The organism is Dyella sp. OK584, assembly GCF_057787755.1.
Genome location: NZ_CM173542.1, coordinates 1,786,591 through 1,811,658, shown reverse-complemented (window position 1 = coordinate 1,811,658; position 25,068 = coordinate 1,786,591). Strand labels below are relative to the sequence as shown.

Below are 25,068 nucleotides of genomic sequence, written 5' to 3'. Positions count from 1 at the left end.
AGCGTGACTTCCCGTCGCGGCACCCCACACACGTAATCGACCTCGGCGAGTACGACTCGCCCCATCGGATCGACAATTCCAAATCGGTACTTCATCAATCCCTCCCCCTGTCGAAGGAATCGCACCCCTTGGCCGTGGGGCTCCGGAATCTGACGGCGCCGGCGATGTCGCCTGCACCGTCTCCTTGGTTGGTCTAGTTACCGGATCCGCTAACCACCTCACTCACTGAGGTGATCGACTAGCTCAGGTGGTGGCACTGCTGTATTCGTAGTAGCCGTAGGAGTAATAGCCCGCGTTGCGACGCTCAACGGCGTTGAACACCGCGCCCTTGATCTGAACGCCGTTCTGCTCGAAACGCTGTTTTGCCAGTGCGATTTCGCGCGCCTGGTTCAACCCGAAGCGCACAACAAGCAGGCTCGTTCCCACGTGATGACCCATGATGGCCGCATCAGTCACGGCCAGAATCGGTGGTGTATCGAGGATGATCAGGTCGTACTGCGGCTTGAGCTGCTCCAGGAGTTTCTCGAAGCGCTCATGCATCAGCAGCTCGGAGGGATTCGGTGGTGTCTTGCCGCGAGCAATGAAATGCAGGCTCTCCACGCCGGAAACCGGACGCACCGCTTCTTCCATCGTCAACTGGCCTGCGATGAGCTCGGACAAGCCTCGCTCGGCGCGCCCACCCATCACGGTGTGCACGGCGCCCTTGCGCATGTCGCCGTCGATCAGCAGCACACGCTGGCCGCTCTTGGCGATGACCGCGGCGAGATTGGACGAGACGAAGGTCTTGCCCGCCCCCGGACTGGCGCCGGAAATCATGAGGATGTTGTTCTTGGCTTCGATCCGCGCGAAATGGAGGCTGGTGCGCAGGCTGCGCAGGGCCTCGATGGCCAGATCCGCCGGCGAGTTCACCGCCAGCAGTTTCTGCTTGCCGTCAGAGCGGCCACGGCGCCCCTGCAGGAAACTCTCGCGCTCCGCAACGCTGGCTGGAATGGACGCATAGACGGAAAGCCCAAGCTCTTCGAGAGCCGAGGGATCTTCCAAGCCACGGCTCAACATTTGATTCAGGAGTACAAAGGCAACCGCAAGGAACGCCCCTAGCAGCGTGCCGCCTGCGATCACCAAAGGCTTCTTTGGCTTGGCCGGCTTGGAGGTATCCACCGCCGCGGGATCGATCACGCGCACATTGCCCACCGTGCCGGCGCGGGCGATGTCCAGCTGCTGAGCCTGGTTCAGCAGGCCCGTGTAGGTGGCATTGGTCACTTCGACGTCGCGAGTCAGGCGCAGCAGTTCCTGCTGAGTATCAGGCAGGCCGCCCACTTCCTTGTCGATGCCATTCTTCTGTGCCTGAAGCTGCGAAATCTGCTCAAGCAAAGCTTTATAGGCGGGATGCTCGGCGGTGTAGCGCCGCTGCATATCCGCCTGCTGCAGGCGTAGCTGCTGAATGCTGGTCTCGATCGCAACCATCTGATCCAACAAACCCTTCGTCTGCATGGTGATGTCGACGGACTTCGCCTTGGTCTGGAACGCATTCAGCGCACTTTGCGCGGCGTCCAGGTCCTGGCGGATCTTGGGCAGCTGCTCACGGACGAACTTCAGGCTGGTCGCCGCTTCGGCCGAATTTCGGTCGACGTTCTGCTTGACGTAGGCCTGGCTCACATGGTCCAGCAACTGCGCAGCCAGCTCCGGGTCTTCATGGTTGTAGGTGAGCTGGATGATGCCCGAGTCCTTGCCCTGTTCCGTGGCGTTGACGTCCACCTGCAGCTGGCTGATCTCGGCAAGCAACGCGTGGTGGATGACGCGAAAGCGGGTACCCGGATTGGCCTGGATGCTGCGCACCTGCATGGTCACGCCATGCCCGATTGCAACCTCGCCCACGCGCCCCTGGATGAGCACGTCGCCGTCATAGGTCAACGCATACGCGCCCTGCGCTCCCGCCGTCAGGACAAGCTTCTCTTCCTCGAGCGTCACGGGGACGCGCATGAGGAAAATATCCAGCTTCGAATTGCCCCAGTCGTATCGGCTGAAGCCGAACATTGGCGCCGCAACATCCGTGGGTTGGTCCGGGTTGAAGTGTCTGGCGACCCAGCCGCCAAAAATCGGGAAATGGGACGGCGATACTTCGACCTGCAGGTTCAGCTCCTGCACTGCCTTGCCGATCACGGAGCGCGACGTGATCAGCGCAATCTCGGTCGTGGCCTCGGAACTGGAAGCACCCAACGTCTGCGTGATGGCACTGAGGCCCGGCAGATCGGGAACCTTCTGCTCCACCTGCACCAGGGCGTCCGCTTCGTAGATGGGCGTGCCAAGCACGGCGTAGCCGACGCTCAGCACCAGGCACACACCCGTGACGATGCCGATCAACCACTTGTTGTCGACCAGCGTGCCAAGCAGCTCGCGCAGGTCAATCTCGTCGTCTTGCTGCGCGGTGTTCTGTGTTGCGGCCATGCTCAGGCAATCCAGTGCAAATCAATTAGGTAGAAGGAATGGTGGGGTGTTGCGTATGGGCGCCTACCTCAGACTTGTAGACACCTGCTTGCTCGGAACTCAGGGCATCGGAGTCGTCAGATAAGGAAGCCAGGTGCGTACGCCGCGTTCGATCATCGTGTACACGTGCTCGAAGGCTTCGCGGCTTTGCCTGTAGGGGTCTGCAATGTCCTGCCCTTGCCCCCAGCGATCCAGCAACATCACCTTGCCGCTGGCTTCTGGTGCCATGCGCATCAAGCTGGCCACGTGCTCTCGCTCCATAGCCAACACCAGATCGGCTTCGCGCAGCATGGAAGACCCGAGCTGGCGCGCCTGGTGCGCGGCGCCATCCACTCCGTGGTCACTGAGCACCTGCATGGCAGTCGCATCCATGGGTTTTCCGACGAGCGCACCCAACCCTGCGCTTTCCACGCAAGCGCCAGAGGTGACCAGGTGATGCCGGAGCAGGTATTCCGCCGTAGGACTACGGCAGATGTTCCCCACGCATACGACCAATATCCTTTTGAACACGCTCAAGACTCTTCCGGATGCAGCCACCAACGCGGCGCACCACTCAAGCTGGGATGCATCCTCGTCAGACCCCTGTAACGACGACCCATGGGTGCGTATTGGATACCGCTTGAGGCCCCCGCCCTCTTTTGAAGGGCGCCCACGCCTACAGCGGCGGTCACTACGACCTCTTTACAAAAGCAACTAAAAAGACTTGCGTTCAGCTGACGATCATATACACAATTGAGACATACGTCACGAAACGTATACATGGAAATCACAATTCATTTTCAAGTAAGGTTTCGTGCGAATCGGGTCGTCACACACTGAACGGAGCTCACGTGAAGAAATTGCTTGCAGTAGTCCTCATGGCTAGCCTGGTTGGACAGGCTTTTGCGCAAACGGCCCCAGCCCCGGCCAATCCGCCAGCTCCGGCTCCCGCCGCCGCGGGTGGTGCAGGCTCCACCGGCACAGCTGGTGCGGCTGGCGCGGCCGGCATGTCGGCTGGCACGATCGCGGTAGTTAGCGTCGCCGCCGTTGCTGCCGTGGCCGGCGTGGCCGCTGCCGCCAGTAGCGGTGGCAGCAGCAAGTCCGGCAACAGCAACACCCCGCCGAGCACCGGTGGCGGCGGCACGGGCGGTACCGGCGGTACGACCGGCACCACCGGCACCCACTAAGCCTTTCTCTCGCCTACGAAACATCCGTGCCGGGCTCGCTCCGGCACGGATGCTTTTTGTCTGCACCAACCGAAAGTAGAAGTCATGAAAGTTCGTAACGCCGTGACCCTGGCTGTCGCAGCCGTCCTCCTGCATGGCTGCATCTGGGCGCCGGGACAGCACATGTCCACCAACAGCATGATGCGCAGCGAGGATGAGAACAGTCGCGTCGACGTCGTTCCCATCACGCCCAAACTGATCGCCATGGACAGGGCGGCAGAGACTGTGCAGGGCATCGTCCCTGAACTACTGTCTTTCCGACCTGAGTCGTATCGCATCGGTGCCGGCGACACGCTTTACATCACCGTGTGGGACCACCCGGAACTCACCTCGCCGGCGGGCCCGCAGCAGCAGACGCTGGCCAACGGGCGACTGGTGCGCTCGGACGGCACCCTGTTTTACCCCTACGTGGGTGAGCTCAAGGTGGCCGGCATGACCATCGAAGAGCTGCGCAAGGCCATCAGCGAGAAGCTGGCCAAGTACGTGGAAAAACCGCAGGTCGATGTCAACGTGATCGGCTACGGCAGCCAGCGCATTACGTTGCAGGGCGCCTTTCTGAAGACCGATCCGCAGCCGATCACCGCCATTCCCACCACGCTGGGGCAAGCGATCGGCACCGCGGTGGTCAACACCGAGCAGGCCAATTTGTCGGGCCTCGTGCTTACCCGCGATGGCCACGACTATCGGCTCAATCTCGACGCGCAGCAGGCCAGCAAGGCGCTGGCGCAAGATATCTATCTCAAGCCCGGCGACCGCCTTTTCCTGCCCTACAACGATCGTCAGGAAGCCTATGTCGTCGGCGAGGTCAACCGCCCGACAGCACTCAGCTTCAAGACGACCGACCTCACGCTGACGCAGGCCCTCGGGCGTGCTGGCGGCTTGAATCCGACCTCCTCCAAGGGCAAAGCGGTGTACGTCATTCGTGGCATCGCGGATCTGGAGAAAGCCAAGGGCACGGTCTACCAGTTGGATGCACGTTCGCCGGATGCCTTCATCCTGGCCGATCAGTTCAAGGTCAGGCCCGGCGACGTCGTCTTCGTCGGTCCCGCGGGCGTGACGCGCTGGAACCGCTTCCTGTCCCAGCTGTTGCCGCTCAGCGGCATCATCAGCAGCGCGGCCAACGCCTCGTACAACCTCGATCACTGATGTCGCCTCGCCGCTTGCCTGACGGCTGGTACGTGCCGGCCTTTGCGATGTCTCGCGCCCGTGGCGCGAGCTTCGTGCATGCATGGGCAAGCGCATGAACCGGACGGGCATCTTCCTGGCGGCGTTCATCGCCGGCAGCTTTCTGCTGACCGGATGCACGGACATCTCGCGCGGCACCGGCGACACCATCAAGCTGCTGTGGCACGGAACGCCGAAGCTATCGCCCACGGCGGAACAGGTGGCGGCCAAGCCGTATTACCAGTTGCGTGCGACGACCGCCCATGGCGACGCCATCCTTGTCCTCGGCAATGTCGACGGAAACCGCGAGTACTGGTACGGCACCCACGGTGTTGCGCTGGTGCTTCAGGACGGACGCGTCGTGCAGACCATCGGTCTGCCGGAAAATCTGGACCGGAGCGCTGCGCATGGCCCGGACCCGTTCGCGACTGGCCTGCAGACCCTTCAATCGCGGACCGGCTATGAACGCATCGAAGACCGGTCACCTGGTTACCGCTATGGCATGACGGTTCGCGCTGAACTCACGCCGGCGGGCAGCACGGACATCGACATCCTTGGCACCACGCATCGCGTGCTGCTGGTGACCGAGAGCGCCAGCGCCGAGCCGACGCATGACCACGCCAGCAACCGCTACTGGGTCGATCCTGTCGACGGTTTCGTGTGGATGAGCGAACAGGAAGTGCTGCCCGGCTTCAGCATCAAGCTGGTGCAGTTGCACCCCTATCGCCGGAGCAAGTCATGAAGCCCGGCGCCATACTTCGCGCCGCGATCCTGGCGTGTGCCTGGCTGCCCTTATGCGCCAGCGCGGTCGAGATCTATGTCAGCGGTGCAGTAGCTGATCCCGGTGTACGGCAGCTTCCGCCGAAGGCCAAGCTGGCTGATGCTGCGCTTGCGGTGGGCGTGCGTCTGGACGGCTATCCACTCGGCGCGGCATGGTTGCGCCCGTCGCTGCAGCAGGAACAGACACGCCAGAAAGCCGGCTTGCTGTACGACCTGGACACCGTTCGCCAGCAGGCGGCACGCGACGATCATCAGGACGTTGCGGAGGTGGCCGCGTCACTGCGCGAATGGCTGCAGGCTCTGCCTGTGACGGGCCGTCAAGTGGCCCTGCTCGATCCGCGCGCAGTGGAAATCACGCCTGCCGAAAACCGCTTGGTCGGCGACGGCGACACGCTCTTCTACCCCACGCGCCCTGATGGCATCCGCATCGTCGGTGCCGTCACGCATCCCTGCAACTTGCCGTTGGTCGCGCTGCAGGCCGCACGTGATTACGCGAAGGCTTGTCCTTCCCTTTCCGCTGCAGACAGGGACTGGATCTTTGTGATCCAGCCGGACGGCCATGTCTTCAGGCAAGGCATCGGCCTGTGGAATCCGGGGCAGCCCATGCCACTCGCGCCGGGCGCGGTGGTCTATGTGCCCTTGCGTGAAAGCAGCGTGCGCACGGCCGCGCCGGACCTCAATCGGGAACTGGCGGATTTCCTCGCCACTCAGCCGCTGGCTGGCCCGGAAACCCAACGATGATGCAGCGCCGGACAGCACGCCTTCGAGCAACGTGCGCACTACACGGCAATAAGCTGGTTCTGCGTGCCCGTTGCGGCTGCCTGCTGCTGGTCGGCAGCCTGCTGATGGGCGCGGCTCACGCGGACAACGCGCCGACCCAGAGCGACTTCGGCGGTGTGGGCCTGTGGGAGACGCCAACGGCGCGCATGGCGGAAGAAGGCGAATTGGCCTTCACCGCAGGCCACGTGCATCCGTATGACCGCTACAACTTTTCGCTGCAGCCGCTGCCGTGGCTGGAAGGGATCTTTCGCTATACGGCAGTGAGCAATCGCCTGTACGGCTCCACGTCGCTCAGCGGACACCAGAGCTACAAGGACAAGTCGATCGACGTGAAGGTCAGGCTGTGGACCGAAAGCCGCTATCTGCCCGACCTCAGCGTCGGTGCGCGCGACATCGGTGGTACGGGCCTGTTTTCCGGCGAGTACGTCGTGGCCAACAAGCGCTTCGGCGCATTCGACGCCAGCCTTGGCATGGGCTGGGGCTATGTCGGCGGACGCGGCGACGTCAAGAATCCTTTCTCGATCTTCGGCGACAGCTTTAACTATCGTCCGACGCCCACAAGCAACGTGAACAACGCGGGCAAGTTCGGCAGCAATCATTACCTGCACGGACCTGCGGCCCTGTTCGGCGGCATTTCCTACCAGACCCCCTGGGACTGGTTGGTGCTGAAGGCCGAGTACGACGGCAACGATTACCAGCATGAGCCGCAGTACAACAATCAGAAGCAGAGCTCACCGGTGAATATCGGCGCCGTGGTGCGCCCGAGCCGCAACCTGGACCTCAGCGTAGCGCTGGAACGCGGCAACACGGTGATGGTCGGCCTGACCTTCCACGCCAACGCGGCGGACGACAATATCCCGCCGAAACTGCTCGACCCACCGGTACCGAAGCGCAGCACGCAGGCCGTTACCGCCAAGCCGGATGAAGTCGATTGGGCGCAAGTGTCGCGCACGCTTCACGACAACGCCGGCATCCGCGTCTCCAGCATCACGCAACGCGGCAGCGAGATCGTGGTGAGCGGCGAGCAGGATCGATACTTCTACTCGGCCAAGTCGCTGGGCCGCGCCGCACGCGTGCTGGACAACCAGCTTGGTCCGTCGGTCGACTGGTACACGGTGGTGTCACAGCAGGAAGGCTTGTCCACGGTCGAGACCAGCGTGCATCGCCAGCGCTTCGACGAGCTGGTGGACCACGACATCGACCTGGCGCAGTTCCGCCGCGGCGTTGAGCAGAATGCTCCCACACCGCGCCGCGAAGACGTGCTTTACAAGGCGCCCATCGAGCGTTGGGAGCAGGCCTTTTCGTTCAACTACAGCCAGAGCCTGGGCGGCCCCGACTCGTTCCTGCTGTACCAGATCGCGGCGGTCTACGACGTCGACTTCCATTTCACCCCGAGCTTCTGGTGGAGCGGCCTGGCGAGCCTGAATCTGATCAACAACTACGACAAGTTCAAGTACGACGCACCCAGTGATCTGCCGCGCGTGCGTACCGACGTGCGCCAGTACATGACCAGTTCGAACCTCACCATGCCGATCTTCCAGCTGACGGGTACGCGGCAGCTCGGCAACGACCTCTACGGCATGGCTTATGCGGGCATGCTGGAAAGCATGTTCGGCGGCGTCGGCGGCGAAATGCTGTATCGGCCGTTTGGCCAACGCTGGGCTATCAGCTCGGAAATCGACTGGGTCAAGCAACGCGGCTACGACCAGGACTTCTCGTTCCGCGACTACCACGTCGTCACCGGCTTCGTGACCGGCTATTTCAACCTGGGCTACAAGGATGTGCTGGTTGCCGTAAGTGCCGGTCGCTACCTGGCCGGCGATTGGGGCGCCACGCTGGACGTATCGCGCGAATTCCGTAACGGCGTGCGCATGGGCGCATTCGCGACGAAGACCAACGTATCCGCCAAGGAGTTTGGCGAAGGCAGTTTCGACAAGGGCATCTACGTGTCGATTCCGTTCGACTTGATGCTGCCCCGCTCCACGCTGAGTCGCGCCACGTTCGTGTGGGATCCGCTGATTCGCGACGGCGGCGCACGTCTGAGCAGGCGTTACAGCCTGTACTCGCTGACCAGCGATCGCGATTTCGACAACTTCAATGGCAACCTGGACAAGATAGTCGAGTAGTCACCTTGTCCATCGGCTCAGTCGTCGAGCCACACCTCACCCTCGGCCACGCGCACGCCCACCGCACGCAGGTGCTCACCGCGACAAGGGCCGCCCACGCACAGACCATCGTCATCGTTGAACGTTGCGCCGTGCGCAGCGCAGATCAGCAGTCTGTCCTTGATGAGGAACTTGCCGGGCGCCCAGTCGAGCCGGCGTCCGGCATGAGGGCAAACATTGAGATAAGCGCGTACCACGTCATCACGACGCAGCACGATCACGCTCTCTTCGCCGTCGCGCAGCAGGGCTTCGACGGCGATCGCGCCGCCATCGGGAATATCGTCCAGCCGGCAAAGCGCCTGGTCGGGTGTCGCTGCATCCATCGGCACTTGCCTCTTCGGCCGTAAGGCCCCATCGTTACGCACGTAAGTCATTGATTTTACCACACGGATTTTTAACACATGCGCTTTTCGCTGCCCATGTCGCGTCGTTCCCGTCACCCGTTGATTCGTGCCCTATCGCTCGTTATCGGGCTGGCGCTGCTGGGTGTGCTGCTGGTATTTGGCCTGGTCGTGGCCGGCGTGCTGCTGATCGGTGGCGGGCTGGTATTTGCCTTGCGCCAATGGTCGCGTAAGCGCAGCACGATGTCGCCTGCTGGTCGTCGCCAGCACAAGCCCGAGGTGATCGAGGGCGAGTTCGTCGTGCTGAACCAGACGCGCCACGCGGCGCGGTGAGACCTGCCGTTTTTCTGTAGGAGCGCACCCTGTGCGCGACAAGCCTCCGGATCAGTGACTCCCTTCGGGCTGCGGTCGCGCACTAGGTGCGCTCCTACAGTGACGACGGAGGGTGGCACAAGATCCGGATAGTCGTGGTATCGGGCTGGCACTAGGCTAGCCTCATCGCATCACAGACGCCGCCATGAACACCCGCAACGCCACTGAATCCGCATTGGAAAAGGTTCGCCTGCTGGTCGAGCGTGCTGACGAGCCGCCCACCCTGCAGGTGCTGGCCGACGCCGTGCAACTCAGCCCCAGCCATTTGCAACGCGCGTTTCGTCGCCGCTACGGCATGAGTCCTGCCGAATATCACCGCGCTCGGCGCTTTGGCCAGCTCAAGACGGCGTTGCGCAAGGGTGCCGCCGTGACGGATGCGGTGTACGACGCCGGCTTCGGTTCCGGCAGCCGTGTCTATGAGCACAGCGACCGGCTGCTTGGCATGACGCCGGCCAGCTATCGCGCGGGTGGCGCGGGTGCGGATATTCGCTACACCACGACAGACACGCCGCTTGGACGTTTGCTGGTAGCCACCACTACACGCGGCATCTGCTCGGTGACGCTGGGTGATACGGACAAGGAACTGGAAGCGCGCCTGACGCACGAGTTCCCGCAGGCAACCCGCCAGCGAGTCGATGCCGGGCGTGAGGATTGGCTCGATGCTGTCATTGCACGCATCGCAAGCGACCTGGGCTGGAGCGATGTGACTGCGCCCGAGCTGCCACCGCTCGATGTCGCGGCCACCGCCTTCCAGTGGCGCGTGTGGGAAGCACTCACCCGCATTCCCAGTGGCGCCACCAAGAGCTATGGCGCGCTTGCCGCCGAACTGGGCGTACCCAAGGCGGCCCGTGCCATCGGCCGCGCCTGCGGCAGCAACAAGTTGGCGCTGATCGTGCCGTGCCATCGCATCGTTCGCGAAGATGGTTCGCTGGGTGGCTGGCGCTGGGGTGTGGAGCGCAAGCGGGAATTGTTGGCCAGCGAGCAGCGCAAGGTGCCGAATCGTGCGGAACGCACCGCCGCCTAGGTGATCCAGGCTTTTACTCGTCACTCCAGCGAAAGGGTGTCACACGGACACCCCGGCGGCTTGAGCTCAACTCAACGCTGCCTTGCACAAGCCTCGCTTCTGCCTTCGACACGGCCGGATTATTCTCACGCTGTCTGTAGACTATGGCGGGCATCCGCCCCGCGATGCTCCCTGCGCGTAGACCCATGAACGACTCAGCCACGACATCCGCCGCCACTGCGGCGTCCGCTCCTGTTGCCGACACCCGCGTGCTGGTACCGCTGGGGTTGTTTGCTTTGTACGTCATCTGGGGTTCGACCTACCTCGGCATCCGTTACGCGTTGGAAAGCTACCCACCGTTCCTGCTCGCCGGCATCCGCTTTGTTGGCGCCGGCATCGCGCTGTTCGCGTTCCTGCGTCTGCGTGGCGTGGCGTTGCCGACGCGACTCCAGTGGCGCAATGCGGCGATCACCGGCGTGCTGCTGCTGGGTTTCGGCAATGGTCTGGTGTGCTTTGCGGAACAGCATGTGAGCTCGGGCATCGCCGCGGTGGCTGTTGCCAGCATGCCGCTGTTTGCCGCGTTGTTTTCGGGCATGTACGGCGAGTGGCCAACGCGGCGCGAAACGATCGGCCTGGTGATCGGTTTCGTGGGCGTGATCGTGCTGAATCTGGGCAGCGGACTGTCCGGTTCGCGCATCGGTGCCATCGCCTTGCTGGTGGCAGCGATGAGCTGGGCGTTCGGCTCGGCCTGGAGCCGTCGCCAGGAGATGCCAGCCGGCCCGATGAATACCGCAGCACAGATGCTTTGCGCCAGCGTGGCGATGCTGATCGTCGGCTTTGCTTCCGGCGAACAGTTGCCGGCGCACCCGACGATGCGCGCAACGGCTGCACTGGTCTACCTGGCGGTGTTCGGCTCCATCGTCGCCTTCAGTGCGTATCTCTACGTGCTCAAGCATGCGCGCCCGGCGCTCGCCACCAGCTACGCCTATGTGAACCCACCGGTGGCCGTGCTGTTCGGCGTGCTGCTTGCTGGAGAAAGCGTTGGCCCGTATGACCTGGCCGGCATGGCGATCATTCTGGTTGGCGTAGGCGCAATCACCCTGGCCAGGCTGCGTCGCACAGCCCGCTAGGCCAGAGCTTCACGTGTTCTACCTTGGTCCGGCTTGCCGGGCCGACCTCCCGACGTTCACCATGCCCCGATCCTTGATCGGGGTGTATCCATGAATGCGACAAACGAAGGCCTGATGGCCCGCGCCGCGCTACGCAGCGCAGCCTGGGCGGAGCGTTGGTTTCCCGATGCCTGGGTGTTCGCGGCGCTGGGTGTGGTGATCGTCACCATCGCCGCCTCGGCCTTCGGTGCCACGCCCTCTGTTGCGGTGAATGCCTTCGGAGATGGCTTCTGGAGTCTGATCCCCTTCACCATGCAGATGGCCTTCGTGGTGATCGGCGGCTATGTGGTGGCCACCGCGCCGGTAGTGGCACGTCTTATCGAACTGCTGGCGCGCGTACCGCGTAGCGGGCGTGGCGCGATCTGCTATGTGGGCCTCGTGAGCATGCTTGCCTCGCTGCTTTCATGGGGCTTCTCTCTGGTCTTCGGTGGCTTGCTGGTGCGCGCGCTGGCACGGCGCGAAGACCTGCGCATGGATTACCGCGCTGCCGGCGCAGCGGCGTATCTGGGACTCGGCGCGGTGTGGGCGATGGGCCTGTCATCTTCTGCGGCCCAGCTGCAGGCCAATCCCAAGAGCATGCCGCCAGGGCTGCTCAACATCACCGGTGTGCTGCCTTTCAGCGAAACGATTTTCCTGTGGCAATCCATCGTGCTGACTACGGTGCTGATCAGCGTTTCGTTAGTGATCTGCTGGTTCACAGCACCTTCCGACCGCAGCGCACGCATCGCGCAAGATTTCGGAGTTGCCGAAACCGCCACGCCCGCCTTGCCGCCACGCCAGCGCCCCGGCGAATGGCTGGAATACAGCCCGTTGCTTTCGGTGTTGCTCGGCCTGCTCGGGCTCGGATGGCTAGGCTATGAGTTCGCCACCAAGCCGGCGGTGACTGCCATCGCCAACCTCAACACCTACAACTTCCTGTTTCTCACCGTGGGCCTGTTGCTGCACTGGCGTCCGCGCAGTTTCCTCAATGCGGTATCGCGTGCGGTGCCAAGTACGGCCGGTGTGCTGATCCAGTTTCCGCTGTATGGCGGCATCGCTTCGTTGCTCACGCATGCGCCGGGCTTTGGTGATGTGACGTTGTCGCACCGTCTCTCGGGCCTGTTCGTGCACATTGCCTCGACAGAGACATTCTCGCTGGTAATGGGTGCGTACTCGGCGATCCTTGGCTTCTTCGTGCCATCGGGCGGCGGCAAGTGGCTGGTCGAGGCACCGTATGTGATGCAGGCGGCGAACGATCTGCATGTGCACCTGGGCTGGGCCGTGCAGGTATACAACGCGGCCGAAGCACTGCCCAACCTGATCAATCCGTTCTGGATGTTGCCGCTGCTTGGCGTCCTGGGACTGAAGGCGCGCGATGTCGTCGGTTTCACTTTCATGCAGCTGTTGGTGCACGTGCCGCTGGTGCTGGGGTTGCTTTGGGCGCTTGGACTTACGCTGACCTATGTACCGCCCGTGATGCCGTAGGGAATGGTGCGGCGTTGCGGTTGGGTGGGTCGCGCACAGCGTGTGCTCCTACAAATACACCGTGCCTCCGCAGGAGCGCACCTTGTGCGCGACAGGGCGCAGCAGAGCCGCGCCCTCTTCCTTTCCTCACAGTTCGCGCAACGCCGTTGTCACAGGCAACCGCGCCGCGCGCATCGCCGGAAACACGCCGCCGATGAAGCCGATGGCCAATGCCCACTTCAGTCCTGTCCACAACAGAGCGGGCGACACTTTCAACTCGAAGCTGAGCTTGCCTACCGTGCCAGCGGCCAGCGTCGATGCGCTGTAACCGTTGAAGATCAGGTAAGCGAGCAGGCCACCGATCAACCCACCGATCAAGGCCAGCAGCATGGTTTCCAGCATCACCGCCACGACCACCGGCAGGCCACGAAAGCCGATGGCGCGCAGTGTGGCAATTTCCCTGGCGCGCGCCGCCACTGCGGCGAACATGGTGTTGAGCGCGCCGAACATCGCGCCGATTGCCATGATCAGGCCCACAGTGAAGCCGATGCCGCGAATCACCTTGGTCATGCCTTCGGACTGCTTGTTGAAGTAGTCGATGGTCGTGCTGACATCCACCTTCAACTGCGGGTTGCTGTCGAGTTCGGCCTTGAACGCGTCATAAGCTTTCGGATCGGTCAGGCGCACCATTACCGAAGCGCGACTGCTGCCGCGGCGATACGTATCGGCCACCACACTGGCATCGCCCCACACTTCGGAATCCATCGCGTCGTCCGAGGAGAACACACCCACCACGGTCCACTGCTGACTGCCCAGGCGAATCGTGTGGCCTGGTTCCAGGCCGGCGAATTGTTTGGCGGCACCCTTGCCGACGATCAGCTCGCGCATGCCCGGCTGGAAGTTGCGGCCCTGCACGATCTTCACGTTGGGACGCACCGCCCACGCCTGCTCGCCCACGCCACGCAACTGCACGCTGCCCTCGTCGTCCGCCTTGCCGCCCTTGATCGGGAGATTGGCGGCCACCACCAGCTCGGGCGAGGCGATGGGTTGGCCCTTGGCATCCTTGGCGATACCCGGCGCCTGCGGGATCAGCGTCACGCTGTCATGGTCGAGCACCGACATCACTTCAGATGCCGAGGAACCGCGCATCACGATGGCGGTATCCGCGCTGCCGGTGTTGCGCAGCGTCTCGGAGTAGCCCTCGCCCATCGCGAGCAATGCGACAAGCACGCCGACCACACCGGCGATGCCGATCACGATCACTGCCGACGAGCCCAACCGCTGGCCAAGCGTGCTGATGCCGACACTGGCCACCGACGCCGCCTGCTTTCCGCGACGGGTGAACAACATCCACCCGGCGAACAGCACAGCGAGCGCCACCACGCCATACCAGGGCAGCACCACCCACACCGCCAGTACGGCGATGATGAGCAGGAACAGGAGAATATTGGTGATCATGGTGTTCTCCTCAGCGTCCAGCCAGTGCATCGACGATGTTCAGGCGCATGGCGCGTAGCGCCGGCAAGGCGCCCACCAGCAAGCCGATGGCGATCATGAGTACAAGGCCCAGCGTCCAGCTGCTGGCTCCTACGCTTGGCAAATTCAACATGCCGCCGCTGCTGGCGCTCACGGCGGGAATGATCAGCGACGCCAATCCTAGGCCGATCACACCACCGATCAACAACAGCAACACCGACTCGGCCAGCACGATTGCCAGCACGCTCTGGTTGGAAAAACCAATCGTCTTGAGCACCGCCAGCTCGCTGGTACGCTCGCGTACTGCCTGCATCATGGTGTTACCCGAGAGCAGCAGCAGGGTGAAGAACACGGCACCCATGATGGAGCCTACGATCAAACCGATGTCGGCCAACTGCTTCATCCAGTTCGCCGTAGCGGCCTGCTCGGTCTGCGTGCGCGTTTCGTGGTCGGAGTTGGCCGAAATCGCATCGATGGCCTTGGCCACGCGATCGGCCTGGTTCACGTCGCTCACTCGCGTCACGTACCAGCCCACCGTGCCGCGATTGAACGGCGTGGTCTCGTCGAAGTACTTCCAGTGCAGCAGCAACATCTGGTCGTAGAAGCCGCCGGATTTCTTGTCCTTCGAATGCATGATGCCGATGATGTCGAAGGTCCAGTTCTTGCTGCCCTGGTGGTTGGGGAAGATGGTCGACTGCAGCGGTATCTTGTCACCCACTTTCCAGTTGAAACGCTTCGCCAGCTTTTCGCCCACCAGGATGCCGGTGCGCGTGTCATCGAAGGCTTTGCGCTCGGCAGCGCTCACTTCGATTTCCGGATAGAGGTCGATGTAGTTCGGCTCCACCGCGAAGCTGAAAACCTGGTTGTGCGGGTCCTGGTAGGCGCCGCCGAACCAGTTGGCGTAGGTCACCATTTTCACGCCAGGCACCTGCGCGATCTGCGCTTCAATCGATTGCGGCAGGGTCTGGATAAAGGACAGTTTCGAACCTGTCTGCAGGCGCTGCGCGCCGTTTGCGCTCTGACCGGCCTGGTTGAACGAAGTGCGCACGGCGTCGAGCATGCCGAACAGCAGGAACGCGGCAATGATCGATACTAGCGTGAGTATGGTGCGGGTCTTGCGCCGGAACAGCGCTGCCCAGATGAGATGGAGATATTTCATCGCCGTGTCCTCACGCTATCGCCTGCTCAACCAGCGTGCCCTTGTCCAGATGCAGGGTGTGGTTGGCGTATTCGGCCGCCTTGGGATCGTGTGTAACCATCACGATGGTCTTGCCATGCTCGCGGTTGAGCACGCGCAGCAACCCGAGCACTTCTTCGGCTGACTGGCGGTCCAGGTCGCCGGTGGGCTCATCACAAACCAGCAGCGTCGGGTCGGACACGATCGCGCGCGCAATCGCCACGCGCTGCTGTTGTCCGCCGGATAGCTCGCTTGGCTTGTGCGTCGCACGATCGCCTAGCCCCACCAGCTGCAGCGCAATGGAAGCGTTCTTGCGACGCTGCGCGGCGGACAGCTTGGTGAGCAGCAGTGGCAGCTCCACATTGCGCTGCGCCGACAGCATCGGCATCAGGTTGTAGAACTGGAACACGAAGCCGACGTGCGATGCGCGCCACTTTGCCAGCGCGCCACCACCGAGTTGGTCGAGGCGCTGGCCGGCGACGGTGATGGTGCCACCGGTGGGCGTATCCAGCCCGCCGATAAGGTTAAGCAAGGTGGTTTTGCCCGAACCCGAAGGACCCATCAAGGCAAGGAAATCACCTTCGGCAATGTCGAGGTTGATGTGATGCAGCACTTCCACTTTCTGCTTGCCGCGCTCGTACACCTTGGAGAGATCGCGGGTTTCAATCAATGTGCTCATTGCTAGTGCTCCCGAATTCGTCTGGCATGGCACCGCCCTTTGCGATGCGTTCGATCACGCGCTGCGGCCAAAGATGCTCTGATCTATTCAGAGCATCCTCAAACCCGCTTACTCCTTCGGCTTGGCAGGTGTCGTCACCCGCGAGCCGTCCTTCAATGTCGCCGGTGGCGAGACCACCACCGTCTCGCCCACCTGCACACCGGCAGGCAGCAGGCGCAAATCACCCTGGCTCGATGCGGCAGGTGCCACGGTGCGCTGCTGCGCGCTGTCGCCTTCAACCACGAATACCACCGCATGGCCGTCGCGCTGCGCGAGGGCGGCAGCCGGCACCAGCACGCCCTGCGGCGCCTGCACGGCCTGCTGCGCTTGTTTCGATTCCAGGAAGGAGACGCGTACGCCCATGTCCGGCACGATACGCGCGTCCTTGTGCTCCAGCGCCACGCGAACTTTCACCGTTGCCTTGCCGCGGTCGGCCGCCGGCACGATGGCGATGACGTGAGCGGGAATCTTCCAGTCCGGATAGGCATCCAGCACCGCTTCGGCCGGCATGTCCGGCTTCACGCGACCGATATACGCCTCGTTGACGTCCACATCCACTTCCAGCGAATCCATGTCGACGATGGTGCCCACGCCAGTGCGCGTGAAACCGCCGCCGGCAGAGAACGGCGAGATGATTTCACCGATCTGCGCGTCCTTGGTGGTGATCACGCCATCGAACGGCGCGCGTATCACGCAGTAGTCGAAGTTGACCTTCGCCACCAACACCTGGGCATCCGCCGATGCCGCGTTGCGCTGCTGCGAAATGAGCTGAGCGCGCATGCTGTCGGTCTGCGTGCGTGCCTGCTCCGCAAGTTGCTTGGCGACCAACCCCTTTTCGGCCAGTGATTCCAGGCGTACTGCGTCGCGCTGATTCTGCGTCAGCTGTGCCTGGAACTGCGCCACCAGCGCGTGCGAGCCGGCCGCCTGAGTGCGCGACGCTTCCAGCGCGGCCTTGTATTGCGCGTCATCGAGACGGGCCACAACCTGGCCATTCTTCACGTGATCGCCCTCTTCGATCAACACCTGAATCAGCGTGCCGGTGATCTGGGCCGACACCGTCGCCTGACGCCGCGCCGTGACATAACCGGTAGCTTGCAGCACCGCGCCGGCAGCGGCATTCCCGGCCGGGGATTGCGCCTGCGCCGTCTGCACCTCGATGGCGCCTTTTCCCGTCAACAACCAGGCCACAAGGCCGGCCAGCAACACCGCCACCAACACGCCGACGACGATCCAGGGCCAGCGACCCGACCCTCCGCCGTGCTCCTCGCGCTGGTGTTTCTCGATGCGCAGTTCCTTCAGAAGATCCGCATTCGCCACAAGCTCTCCCTAGCCGGCCCTGCCGGTTGTCCAATGCAGCACACGATGATTCAGGGGGCATCCCACAGCCAGAGCGCCCCATCAGCCATTGGCGGTGACAGCTGTCACCCGGCCCGGCCGGTTGTACTCGGAAGCCCGCCCGGAAAAAAGCTGACGTGGCAACTGACTGGCCCACATGACTTTGGATGCTACCCTTTCCGACCATGTCATACGCCATCTCGCCCCCAGCCATTCCCAGCCTGCCTGTCATCGGCAGCGACCAGCGCTTCCCGGTGCGCCGCATCTTCTGCATTGGCCGCAATTACGCCGAACATGCCCGTGAAATGGGCGCGACAGTGGACAAGGACACGCCGCTGTTCTTCTGCAAACCGGCCGATGCCGTGGTCACCGATGGAGCCGATGTGCCCTATCCCCAGGCCACCGACGACCTCCATCACGAGGTGGAGATGGTCGTGGCGCTGGGCGGCGGTGGACGTGACATTCCAGTGGACCGGGCCACAGGCCTTGTCTGGGGCTACGGCGTGGGCCTGGACCTCACCCGCCGCGACCTGCAGGCCGTGGCCAAGGCCAAGAGCCATCCGTGGGACGTGGCCAAGGCGTTCGACCATTCGGCCCCGGTGTCCGCACTGCGCCCCGCCAGCGAGGTGAAGCTGGACGGCGACACCGCACTCACGCTCAGCATCAATGGCCAGCAGCGCCAGCACGGCCGGCTGGGCGACATGGTGCATGGCGTGGCCGAGATCATCGCCCTGCTGTCCACCCTGTTCGAGCTGAAGGCGGGTGACCTGATCTTCACGGGCACACCGGCTGGCGTGTCGGCGCTTAAGCGCGGCGATCACTTTCATGCCGAGCTGGCGGGTGTGGCGACGCTGGAAGGGCGCGTCGCCTAAGAATAGGCGCCTCCAATGGCAAAGGCGCCATCCGGCTTTCGCTGGGATGACGAGCCAAGGCTTATTCCGAGTGCACCCGGGGGCGCGACCTGTCGCCCTCTGCCACGCTGCGCTAGAGTTTCCCTGCCATCCAGCCCAGGGAGTGAAGCATGAGCATGCTCAAAGAGTTCAAAGAATTTGCCATGCGCGGCAACGTCATCGACCTTGCAGTCGGTGTGGTCATCGGCGGCGCGTTCGGCAAGATCGTCACCTCGCTCGTGGACCAGCTCATCATGCCGCCGATCGGCCTGATCACCGGCGGCATCGACTTCTCACAGATGAAGTGGGTGCTCAAGCCGGCGGACACCAGCGACCCGGCGCACAAAGTGGCGGAAGTGGCCATCGGCTACGGCCCCTTCATCAACACGCTGATCCAGTTCACCATTATTGCGTTCGCCGTTTTCCTGATGGTCAAGGCGATCAACCGGATGACCCGTCGCGAGGAGGCAGCACCCGCACCGCCGCCGGCAGATGTGGTGCTGCTCACTGAGATCCGCGACCTGCTCAAGACCAGGCAGTAACTGGATTCATGACAGGGGTGCCGCACTAGCGCCCCTGTCCCATGACTTCTGGCCTAAGCGCATGGGCCCGGGCACGCCATAATCGGAGTTTCCGCCCAAGGAGTTTCCCCATGCGTCGCCTGCCACTCTCCCTGCTCGCCGCCAGCTTGATGCTTGCCATCGGTACGGCCAGTGCCGCCACCGAAACGACAGTTCCCACCGCAGCCGTAAAGACGGCCGAACAGTTGCGCGACAAGGCGATGAACGACAACACCGCCTACGAGATCGTGACGTCGGTGACGACAGAAGTGGGGCCGCGCCTGGCAGGCAGCCCGGCTGACGCGCGCGGTCGCGAGTGGGCCATCGCCAAATTCAAGGCACTGGGTTTCGACAAGGTCTATACCGAGGAAGTGAGCTACCCGCTGTGGGAGCGCCGCAGCGAACACGCCGCCATTGTCGCGCCGTTCCCGCAGCCGCTGGACCTGATCGCGCTGGGCTACTCGGCCGGAACGCCCAAGGGCGGCCTCACCGCCGAAGTGGTGAAGTTCGACAGTCTCGACGCACTGAAGAAAGCTGACCCGGCCAGCGTGAAGGGCAAGATCGTCTTCATCAACGCGCACATGGAGCGCCACAAGGACGGCCATGACTACGCCATCGGTTCGGCCGTTCGCGTGGGCGGCCCGGTGCTCGCCTCGAAGATGGGCGCCGCCGGCTTTCTGCTGCGTTCGGCCGGCACCGACGCCAACAGCCGCACGCCGCACACCGGTGTGACCGGCTTCCGCGATCCGAAGGAAGCAATCCCGGCCGCCGCCCTGTCCAACCCGGACGCCGACCAGCTTGCTCGCGTGCTGGCCTATGGCAAGCCGGTCAGCATCAAGCTTGAGCTCGACTGCGGCATCACCGGCAACTACACCGGCGCCAATGTCATCGGCGAAATCACCGGTAAGAAGCATCCGGAGCAGGTCGTTGCCATCGCCGGTCACCTCGACTCGTGGGACCCGGGCACCGGTGCCATCGATGACGGCGCGGGCGTGGCGATTGCCATGGCTGCAGGCAAGCTGATTCACGACATGCCGCAGCGTCCGGATCGCACGATCCGCGTGATCGCGTTCGCCAACGAGGAAATGGGTCTGTGGGGCGGCCGCGCGTATGCCGACAAGCACGGTTCCGAAGTCGCCAAGTTCCAGCTCGGCACCGAATCGGACTTTGGCGCGCGCAAGGTGTGGCGCATGAGCGCCAGCGTGAAGCCGGAAGCGCGCGGCGCGATCGATCAGATCGCCCAGGTGCTGGCACCCATCGGCGTGACGTATGACGCGAAGATGCCGGGTGGCGGCGGTTCGGATCTGTCGCAGATGCATGGCAAGGGTATGGCGGCGCTGTCGCTGACTCAGGACGGCACCGACTACTTCGACTACCACCACACCGCCAACGACACGCTCGACAAGATCGATCCGAAGGAGCTGGCGCAGAACGTGGCCGTGTATGCGGCGTTCTCGTACATGGCCGCGCAGGCCAATGGCGATTTCGGCTCGGCTCCTGGTGCTTTCGCGAACGATGGCGCGCAGGAGTAATTGCGCGTAGCACATCGATGGATGGAAAAAAGGGCGGCCCATTGGCCGCTCTTTTTTTCCGCCCGTTTCGGTATGGCAAACCTTACGGTTGCGCGGTATTGGCGCCGGCAACGTGACGCTTGCGCGAGAAGCGCTCGTGCAAGCGATCGAGGTACAGATAGATCACCGGCGTCAGATACAACGTGAGCACCTGTGACACCAGCAAGCCACCGACCACTGCCAGACCCAGCGGACGCCGCGTCTCCGCGCCCGCGCCCAGACCCAGCGCGATGGGCAACGTGCCGGCGAAGGCCGCCATCGTCGTCATCATGATCGGGCGGAAACGCACGTGGCAGGCTTCGACAATGGCCTTCGCCGGCTCCATGCCATCGCTGCGCTGACGTTCAAGCGCAAAGTCGATCATCATGATCGCGTTCTTCTTCACGATACCGATCAGCATCACGATGCCGACGAAAGAGAACAGGTCCAGCGGCGCACGGAAGATCATCAAGGTAAGCAGCGCGCCGACACCCGCAGACGGCAGGCCCGAGAGAATCGTCAACGGATGGATGAAGCTCTCGTAGAGAATGCCCAGCACCAGATAGATCACGAACAGCGCCAGTACCAGCAGCAGACCCATGCCCTGCATCGAATCCTGGAACGCCTGCGCCGTGCCCTGCACGCTGCCGGTGATCGACGTCGGCAGATCCATGCGCTTCATCGCGCCGTCGATGCTCTGCACCGCTTCGCTGAGACTGACACCCGGCGCGAGATTGAACGACACCGTCACCGCCGGAATCTGGCCCTGGTGGTTCACCGTGAGCGCCTGCGGCTTGCGTTCAAAACTCGCCACCGCATTGAGCGGCACCAGCGTGCCGCTGCTGGAGGTGACGTAGATCTGCGACAGCACATCGACGTCGTTCTGCAGCGCGTAATACACCTGCAGGATCACCCAGTACTGCGACGACGAACCATAGATGGTAGAGATCTGGTTGGCGCCGAACGCGGAACCCAAGGCGCTCTGCACCTGATCCATAGTCAGGCCCAGCGTGGCCAGCTTGTCGCGATCGACGTTGACACGAATGGAAGGGCCGTTGAGATCGAGATCGCTCGTAACATCCTGGAAGCCCGGCAGCTTGCTGAAGGCAACGATCACCTTGCCCGACCAGCTGTACAGCGCGTCCGTATCGATGGATTGCAGCGTGTACTGATACTGCGCCTTCGACTGGCGTCCACCCACCTGGATCGATGGCGGGTTTTGGATATAGGCGCGAATGCCCGGAATCTGCGCAAACTTCTGCCGCAGCTCCTGGATGATGCCGTTGGGATCAAGCTCGCGCTGGCTGGCCGGCTTGAGTCGCAACAGTAGCGAGCCGTTGTTGGTGGTGGTACGCGCGCCGCCAGCGCCGACCGATGACATGTACGCCTCGATATTCGGATCCTGGGCCACGATCTTCGCCAACTCTTGCTGGCGTACTGCCATGCCGCTGACCGAAATGTCGTCGGGCCCTTCGACGTTGACGTTGAGCTGGCCCGAGTCGCCGGCCGGGATGAAGTCCTTGCTCACCACCACGAACAGCACGCCCGTCATCAGCAAGCTGCCGAAAAATACGCCAAGAATGGTGCGCGGGTGGCTTACCGCCCAATCCAGCGTGCGTGCATAGCCCTGGCGCACGCGCTCGAAGCCGGCATCGAACCACAGCACCACGCGCGCCTTCTTCTCATGCTCGGCATGCTTCAGGAAGCGGCTGCACAGCATCGGCGTCAGCGTGATGGAGACGAAGCCGGAAATCAGAATGGCCACGCTCAACGTCACTGCAAACTCGTGAAACAGACGGCCAACGATGCCGCCCATGAACATCACCGGCAGGAATACCGCCACCAGCGACAGCGTCATCGAGAAGATAGTGAAGCCGATCTCACTCGCGCCCTTGAGCGACGCTTCGTACGGACCCATCCCGTCTTCGACATGACGCACGATGTTCTCGAGCATCACGATGGCGTCGTCCACCACGAAGCCGACCACCAGGGTGAGCGCCAGCAGCGACAGGTTGTCCAGGCTGTAACCCAGCGCGAACATCGCGCCGAACGTACCCACGATGGATACCGGCAGTGCCAGGCCTGGAATCAACGTGGCCGAGGCGTTGCCGAGGAACAGGTAGATCACCAGCACCACCAGCACGCCGGCAAGTAGCAAGGTGTACTGAACGTCGTCTACCGAGGCGCGGATCGATTCGGAGCGGTCGTAGAGAACGGCCAGCTTGATCGACGGCGGCAGCGTGGCCTCGAACGTCGGCAACACCTCGCGGATGCGATCGATGGTGGCCACGGTGTTGGAGCCGGGTTGACGCTGAATGGCCAGCACGATCGCGCGCTCGCCGTTGTACCAGCTCGCGACCTGGTCGTTCTGCACACTGTCTTCGGCCTTGCCGAGATCGGACAGGCGCACCGGCGCGCCATTGCGATAGGCAACGATAATGTTGTTGTAGAGATTGGCGCGCTGTAATTGGCCGTCCGAACGGATCGACAGCAATTGTCTGCTGCCGTTGAGCGAGCCGGTGGCCAGGTTAACGTTGGCATTCGAAATGGCGTTCTGCACCGTGTCGATGCCGATGCCGCTGACGGCCAGCTTCTGCGGATCCACGCTGACACGCACCGCGTACTTCTGCGAGCCATACACGTTCACCTGCGCCACACCGTCGATCATCGACAGGCGCTGCGCGAGCTGCGTCTCAGCGTAATCATCCACCACCGACAAAGGCTGTGTTCGCGAACGCAGGGTGAGGTAGATGATGGCTGCATCGGCCGGATTCACCTTGCGGAAGGTGGGCGGCGTGGGCATGTTGGTGGGTAGCTGACGTTGCGCCGCCGAGATGGCCGCCTGCACGTCCTGGGCGGCACCGTCGATGTTGCGGTCGAGCTCGAAGGTCAACGTGATGGAAGTGGAGCCCAACGCGCTGGTCGAGGTCATCGACTGGATGCCGGCGATGGTCGAGAGCTGGTTTTCCAGTGGCGTGGCCACCGCCGTTGCCATCGTTTCCGGCGCCGCGCCGGGCAGGCTCGCGTTCACCGTGATGGTAGGAAAGTCGACGTTGGGCAGCTCGTTGACCGGCAGCTTGGGATACGCCGCGATGCCGAACACCAGCAGCGCGATCATCAACAGCGTGGTCATTACCGGCCGTCGGATACACAGTTCAGGCAGGTTCATGCTCGGTGTCCGCTCAGCCGTTGTCGGTCACGATGCGCACATGCGCACCATCCACCAGCAGCAGCTGGCCTTCGGTAACCACGTGCTCGCTGCCGGTCAGTCCCTTTTCGATGACGATCTGCGAACCGCTGCTCGGACCTGCCGTGACTATGCGCTGCTGCACCGTGCCATCGGCATTGGCAACGAACACGAAGCTGCCCAGCGGCGAATTCTGTAGAGCTACCACGGGCACGGTCACCACGTTGGGCAGGCGCGTGGTGGGTAGCACCACCTCGACGAACTGGCCCGGCGTCAACCGGTCGTCGTCGTTGTTGTAACTCGCCTTGAGCTGGATGGTGCTGGTGGTGGGGTCCACCGCGTTGTTGATGAAATCCAGCTCGGTCTCCATCGGCGACGACTTCGTGCCGGGAATACTGGCCGTTACCGGCACGGCGCCACGGTCCATCGCCGATTTGATGCCCGCCAATCCCGTCTCCGGAACGGAGAACGTGATATGGATGGGACGAATCTGGTTGAGCACCACGATCGACGTATCGTTCGCGGTGACCTGTGCCCCCGGGTAGACCAGCGGCGCGCCCGCAATGCTGTCGAAAGGGGCCTGGATCTGCGTGTAACTCAGTTGCGTGCGGGCGAGCTCGACAGCGGCCTTGTCGGCCTTCACCGAAGCGGCGAAGACGCCCTCGTTGGCCTTGAGGCTGTCGTAATCGGACTGCGAGACGTAACCCTTGCCCAGCAGCGGCTGGTAACGCTTGAGCTGGGTCTGCGCGTTTTCCAGCTGGGCCTGATCCTTGGCGAGGTTGCCGAGCGCCTGGTCCAGTTGCGCCTGCAGCAGGCTCGGGTCGATGCGGATGATGGTTTCGCCCTGTTTGACATGTCCGCCCGGCGTGAACGACAGCGCCTGCAATTGGCCGCTGATACGCGCCTGCACGTTGACGGTGGAATAGGCCTCCGCGCGACCGATCACCTTCAGGGTGAGGTCGAGATCGCCGCGGTGTGCGCTTGCCACCTTCACCGGCACAACGGCCGGTTGCGCCGGACTGTTGGCCGACGAACGACCGCTGCCGCGAAACCACTGGACAGTCACTACGGCTGCGATAAGAACCGCGACCAGCAGGACGAGTTTTTTCGGGGACATACGCTGCATGAGTTCTCCGACCATCGACCGCAGGCCGCAACACCGGCCATGCGCCGGAATGCCGCGATATCGGCTGCGATGTGTATCACAGGGGTGCTGCACCACGCCCTACACCGGTGCGCCGCACCGGGCATTGTGATGCAGCCAGCGCC

21 protein-coding genes are annotated in these 25,068 nt (G+C 63.1%); 12 read left to right on the top strand and 9 right to left on the bottom strand.

Annotated elements, in window-relative coordinates:
• Positions 1–243 precede the first annotated feature (243 nt).
• Positions 244–2,445 carry a polysaccharide biosynthesis tyrosine autokinase gene (locus tag AC3CBN_RS08060; protein ID WP_488636288.1) on the bottom strand — a complete coding sequence of 734 codons (2,202 nt, stop codon included), beginning with the start codon at positions 2,443–2,445 and terminating at the stop codon, positions 244–246.
• 99 nt (positions 2,446–2,544) lie between these two features.
• The gene (locus AC3CBN_RS08055; RefSeq protein WP_488636686.1) at positions 2,545–2,967 is read right to left on the bottom strand and encodes a low molecular weight protein-tyrosine-phosphatase; all 423 of its coding nucleotides are present in this window, start codon (positions 2,965–2,967) and stop codon (positions 2,545–2,547) included.
• A 374-nt stretch (positions 2,968–3,341) separates the two neighbouring features.
• Between AC3CBN_RS08055 and AC3CBN_RS08050 the strand changes: the two genes are divergently transcribed.
• From AC3CBN_RS08050 to AC3CBN_RS08030, 5 genes are all read left to right on the top strand, one after another.
• Positions 3,342–3,650, top strand: a complete 309-nt coding sequence (locus tag AC3CBN_RS08050; protein ID WP_488636287.1) for a hypothetical protein — start codon at positions 3,342–3,344, stop codon at positions 3,648–3,650.
• A gap of 84 nt (positions 3,651–3,734) precedes the next feature.
• Complete coding sequence (locus tag AC3CBN_RS08045) at positions 3,735–4,835, top strand: polysaccharide biosynthesis/export family protein (RefSeq protein ID WP_488636286.1); 1,101 nt, start codon at positions 3,735–3,737, stop codon at positions 4,833–4,835.
• A gap of 82 nt (positions 4,836–4,917) precedes the next feature.
• Positions 4,918–5,595, top strand: a complete 678-nt coding sequence (locus AC3CBN_RS08040) for a YjbF family lipoprotein (RefSeq protein WP_488636285.1) — start codon at positions 4,918–4,920, stop codon at positions 5,593–5,595.
• Positions 5,592–6,374 (top strand): capsule biosynthesis GfcC family protein, encoded by a 783-nt coding sequence (locus AC3CBN_RS08035; protein ID WP_488636284.1) that lies wholly within the window; start codon positions 5,592–5,594, stop codon positions 6,372–6,374. Before AC3CBN_RS08040 ends, AC3CBN_RS08035 begins: the two co-directional genes overlap by 4 nt.
• Positions 6,371–8,539, top strand: a complete 2,169-nt coding sequence (locus AC3CBN_RS08030) for a YjbH domain-containing protein (protein ID WP_488636283.1) — start codon at positions 6,371–6,373, stop codon at positions 8,537–8,539. The genes AC3CBN_RS08035 and AC3CBN_RS08030 overlap by 4 nt, the downstream gene beginning before the upstream one ends.
• Positions 8,540–8,556: 17 nt before the next feature.
• Here the strand turns inward: AC3CBN_RS08030 and AC3CBN_RS08025 are convergent, their stop codons facing one another.
• A complete protein-coding gene (locus AC3CBN_RS08025; protein WP_488636282.1) occupies positions 8,557–8,901 on the bottom strand; it encodes a Rieske (2Fe-2S) protein in 345 nt (114 codons plus the stop codon).
• 78 nt (positions 8,902–8,979) lie between these two features.
• On the opposite strand from AC3CBN_RS08025, the gene AC3CBN_RS08020 reads away from it, so the two are divergent.
• The 4 genes from AC3CBN_RS08020 to AC3CBN_RS08005 all read left to right on the top strand — a co-directional run bounded on the left by AC3CBN_RS08020 (position 8,980) and on the right by AC3CBN_RS08005 (position 12,927).
• Positions 8,980–9,252, top strand: a complete 273-nt coding sequence (locus AC3CBN_RS08020; protein ID WP_488636281.1) for a hypothetical protein — start codon at positions 8,980–8,982, stop codon at positions 9,250–9,252.
• Between the two features lie 184 nt (positions 9,253–9,436).
• Positions 9,437–10,315, top strand: coding sequence for a methylated-DNA--[protein]-cysteine S-methyltransferase (locus AC3CBN_RS08015; protein WP_488636280.1), 879 nt, complete (start codon positions 9,437–9,439; stop codon positions 10,313–10,315).
• A 185-nt stretch (positions 10,316–10,500) separates the two neighbouring features.
• On the top strand, positions 10,501–11,424 hold the full coding sequence (yedA, locus tag AC3CBN_RS08010) for a drug/metabolite exporter YedA (protein WP_488636279.1): 924 nt from the start codon (positions 10,501–10,503) through the stop codon (positions 11,422–11,424).
• Positions 11,425–11,538: 114 nt separating this feature from the next.
• A complete protein-coding gene (locus AC3CBN_RS08005) occupies positions 11,539–12,927 on the top strand; it encodes a short-chain fatty acid transporter (RefSeq protein ID WP_488636685.1) in 1,389 nt (462 codons plus the stop codon).
• A 126-nt stretch (positions 12,928–13,053) separates the two neighbouring features.
• Here AC3CBN_RS08005 and AC3CBN_RS08000 read toward each other — a convergent pair whose 3' ends face one another.
• The 4 genes from AC3CBN_RS08000 to AC3CBN_RS07985 form a co-directional block, all read right to left on the bottom strand.
• Complete coding sequence (locus AC3CBN_RS08000) at positions 13,054–14,364, bottom strand: ABC transporter permease (protein ID WP_488636278.1); 1,311 nt, start codon at positions 14,362–14,364, stop codon at positions 13,054–13,056.
• A 10-nt stretch (positions 14,365–14,374) separates the two neighbouring features.
• Positions 14,375–15,541 (bottom strand): ABC transporter permease, encoded by a 1,167-nt coding sequence (locus tag AC3CBN_RS07995; RefSeq protein WP_488636277.1) that lies wholly within the window; start codon positions 15,539–15,541, stop codon positions 14,375–14,377.
• A gap of 10 nt (positions 15,542–15,551) precedes the next feature.
• Entirely contained in the window at positions 15,552–16,238 is a 687-nt protein-coding gene (locus AC3CBN_RS07990) for an ABC transporter ATP-binding protein (protein WP_488636276.1), read from the bottom strand.
• A gap of 108 nt (positions 16,239–16,346) precedes the next feature.
• On the bottom strand, positions 16,347–17,594 hold the full coding sequence (locus AC3CBN_RS07985; protein ID WP_488636275.1) for an efflux RND transporter periplasmic adaptor subunit: 1,248 nt from the start codon (positions 17,592–17,594) through the stop codon (positions 16,347–16,349).
• A 203-nt stretch (positions 17,595–17,797) separates the two neighbouring features.
• Between AC3CBN_RS07985 and AC3CBN_RS07980 the strand changes: the two genes are divergently transcribed.
• From AC3CBN_RS07980 to AC3CBN_RS07970, 3 genes are all read left to right on the top strand, one after another.
• A complete protein-coding gene (locus AC3CBN_RS07980) occupies positions 17,798–18,484 on the top strand; it encodes a fumarylacetoacetate hydrolase family protein (RefSeq protein ID WP_488636274.1) in 687 nt (228 codons plus the stop codon).
• A gap of 149 nt (positions 18,485–18,633) precedes the next feature.
• Positions 18,634–19,044: a large-conductance mechanosensitive channel protein MscL gene (mscL, locus tag AC3CBN_RS07975; protein ID WP_488636273.1), complete on the top strand. Its 411-nt coding sequence runs from the start codon at positions 18,634–18,636 to the stop codon at positions 19,042–19,044.
• Positions 19,045–19,154: 110 nt separating this feature from the next.
• Complete coding sequence (locus AC3CBN_RS07970) at positions 19,155–20,594, top strand: M20/M25/M40 family metallo-hydrolase (protein ID WP_488636272.1); 1,440 nt, start codon at positions 19,155–19,157, stop codon at positions 20,592–20,594.
• An 82-nt stretch (positions 20,595–20,676) separates the two neighbouring features.
• On the opposite strand, the gene AC3CBN_RS07965 is transcribed toward AC3CBN_RS07970, so the two are convergent.
• Both AC3CBN_RS07965 and AC3CBN_RS07960 read right to left on the bottom strand, forming a co-directional pair.
• Positions 20,677–23,781: an efflux RND transporter permease subunit gene (locus tag AC3CBN_RS07965; RefSeq protein WP_488636271.1), complete on the bottom strand. Its 3,105-nt coding sequence runs from the start codon at positions 23,779–23,781 to the stop codon at positions 20,677–20,679.
• Positions 23,782–23,794: 13 nt separating this feature from the next.
• Positions 23,795–24,925 carry an efflux RND transporter periplasmic adaptor subunit gene (locus AC3CBN_RS07960; RefSeq protein WP_488636270.1) on the bottom strand — a complete coding sequence of 377 codons (1,131 nt, stop codon included), beginning with the start codon at positions 24,923–24,925 and terminating at the stop codon, positions 23,795–23,797.
• Positions 24,926–25,068 lie beyond the last annotated feature (143 nt).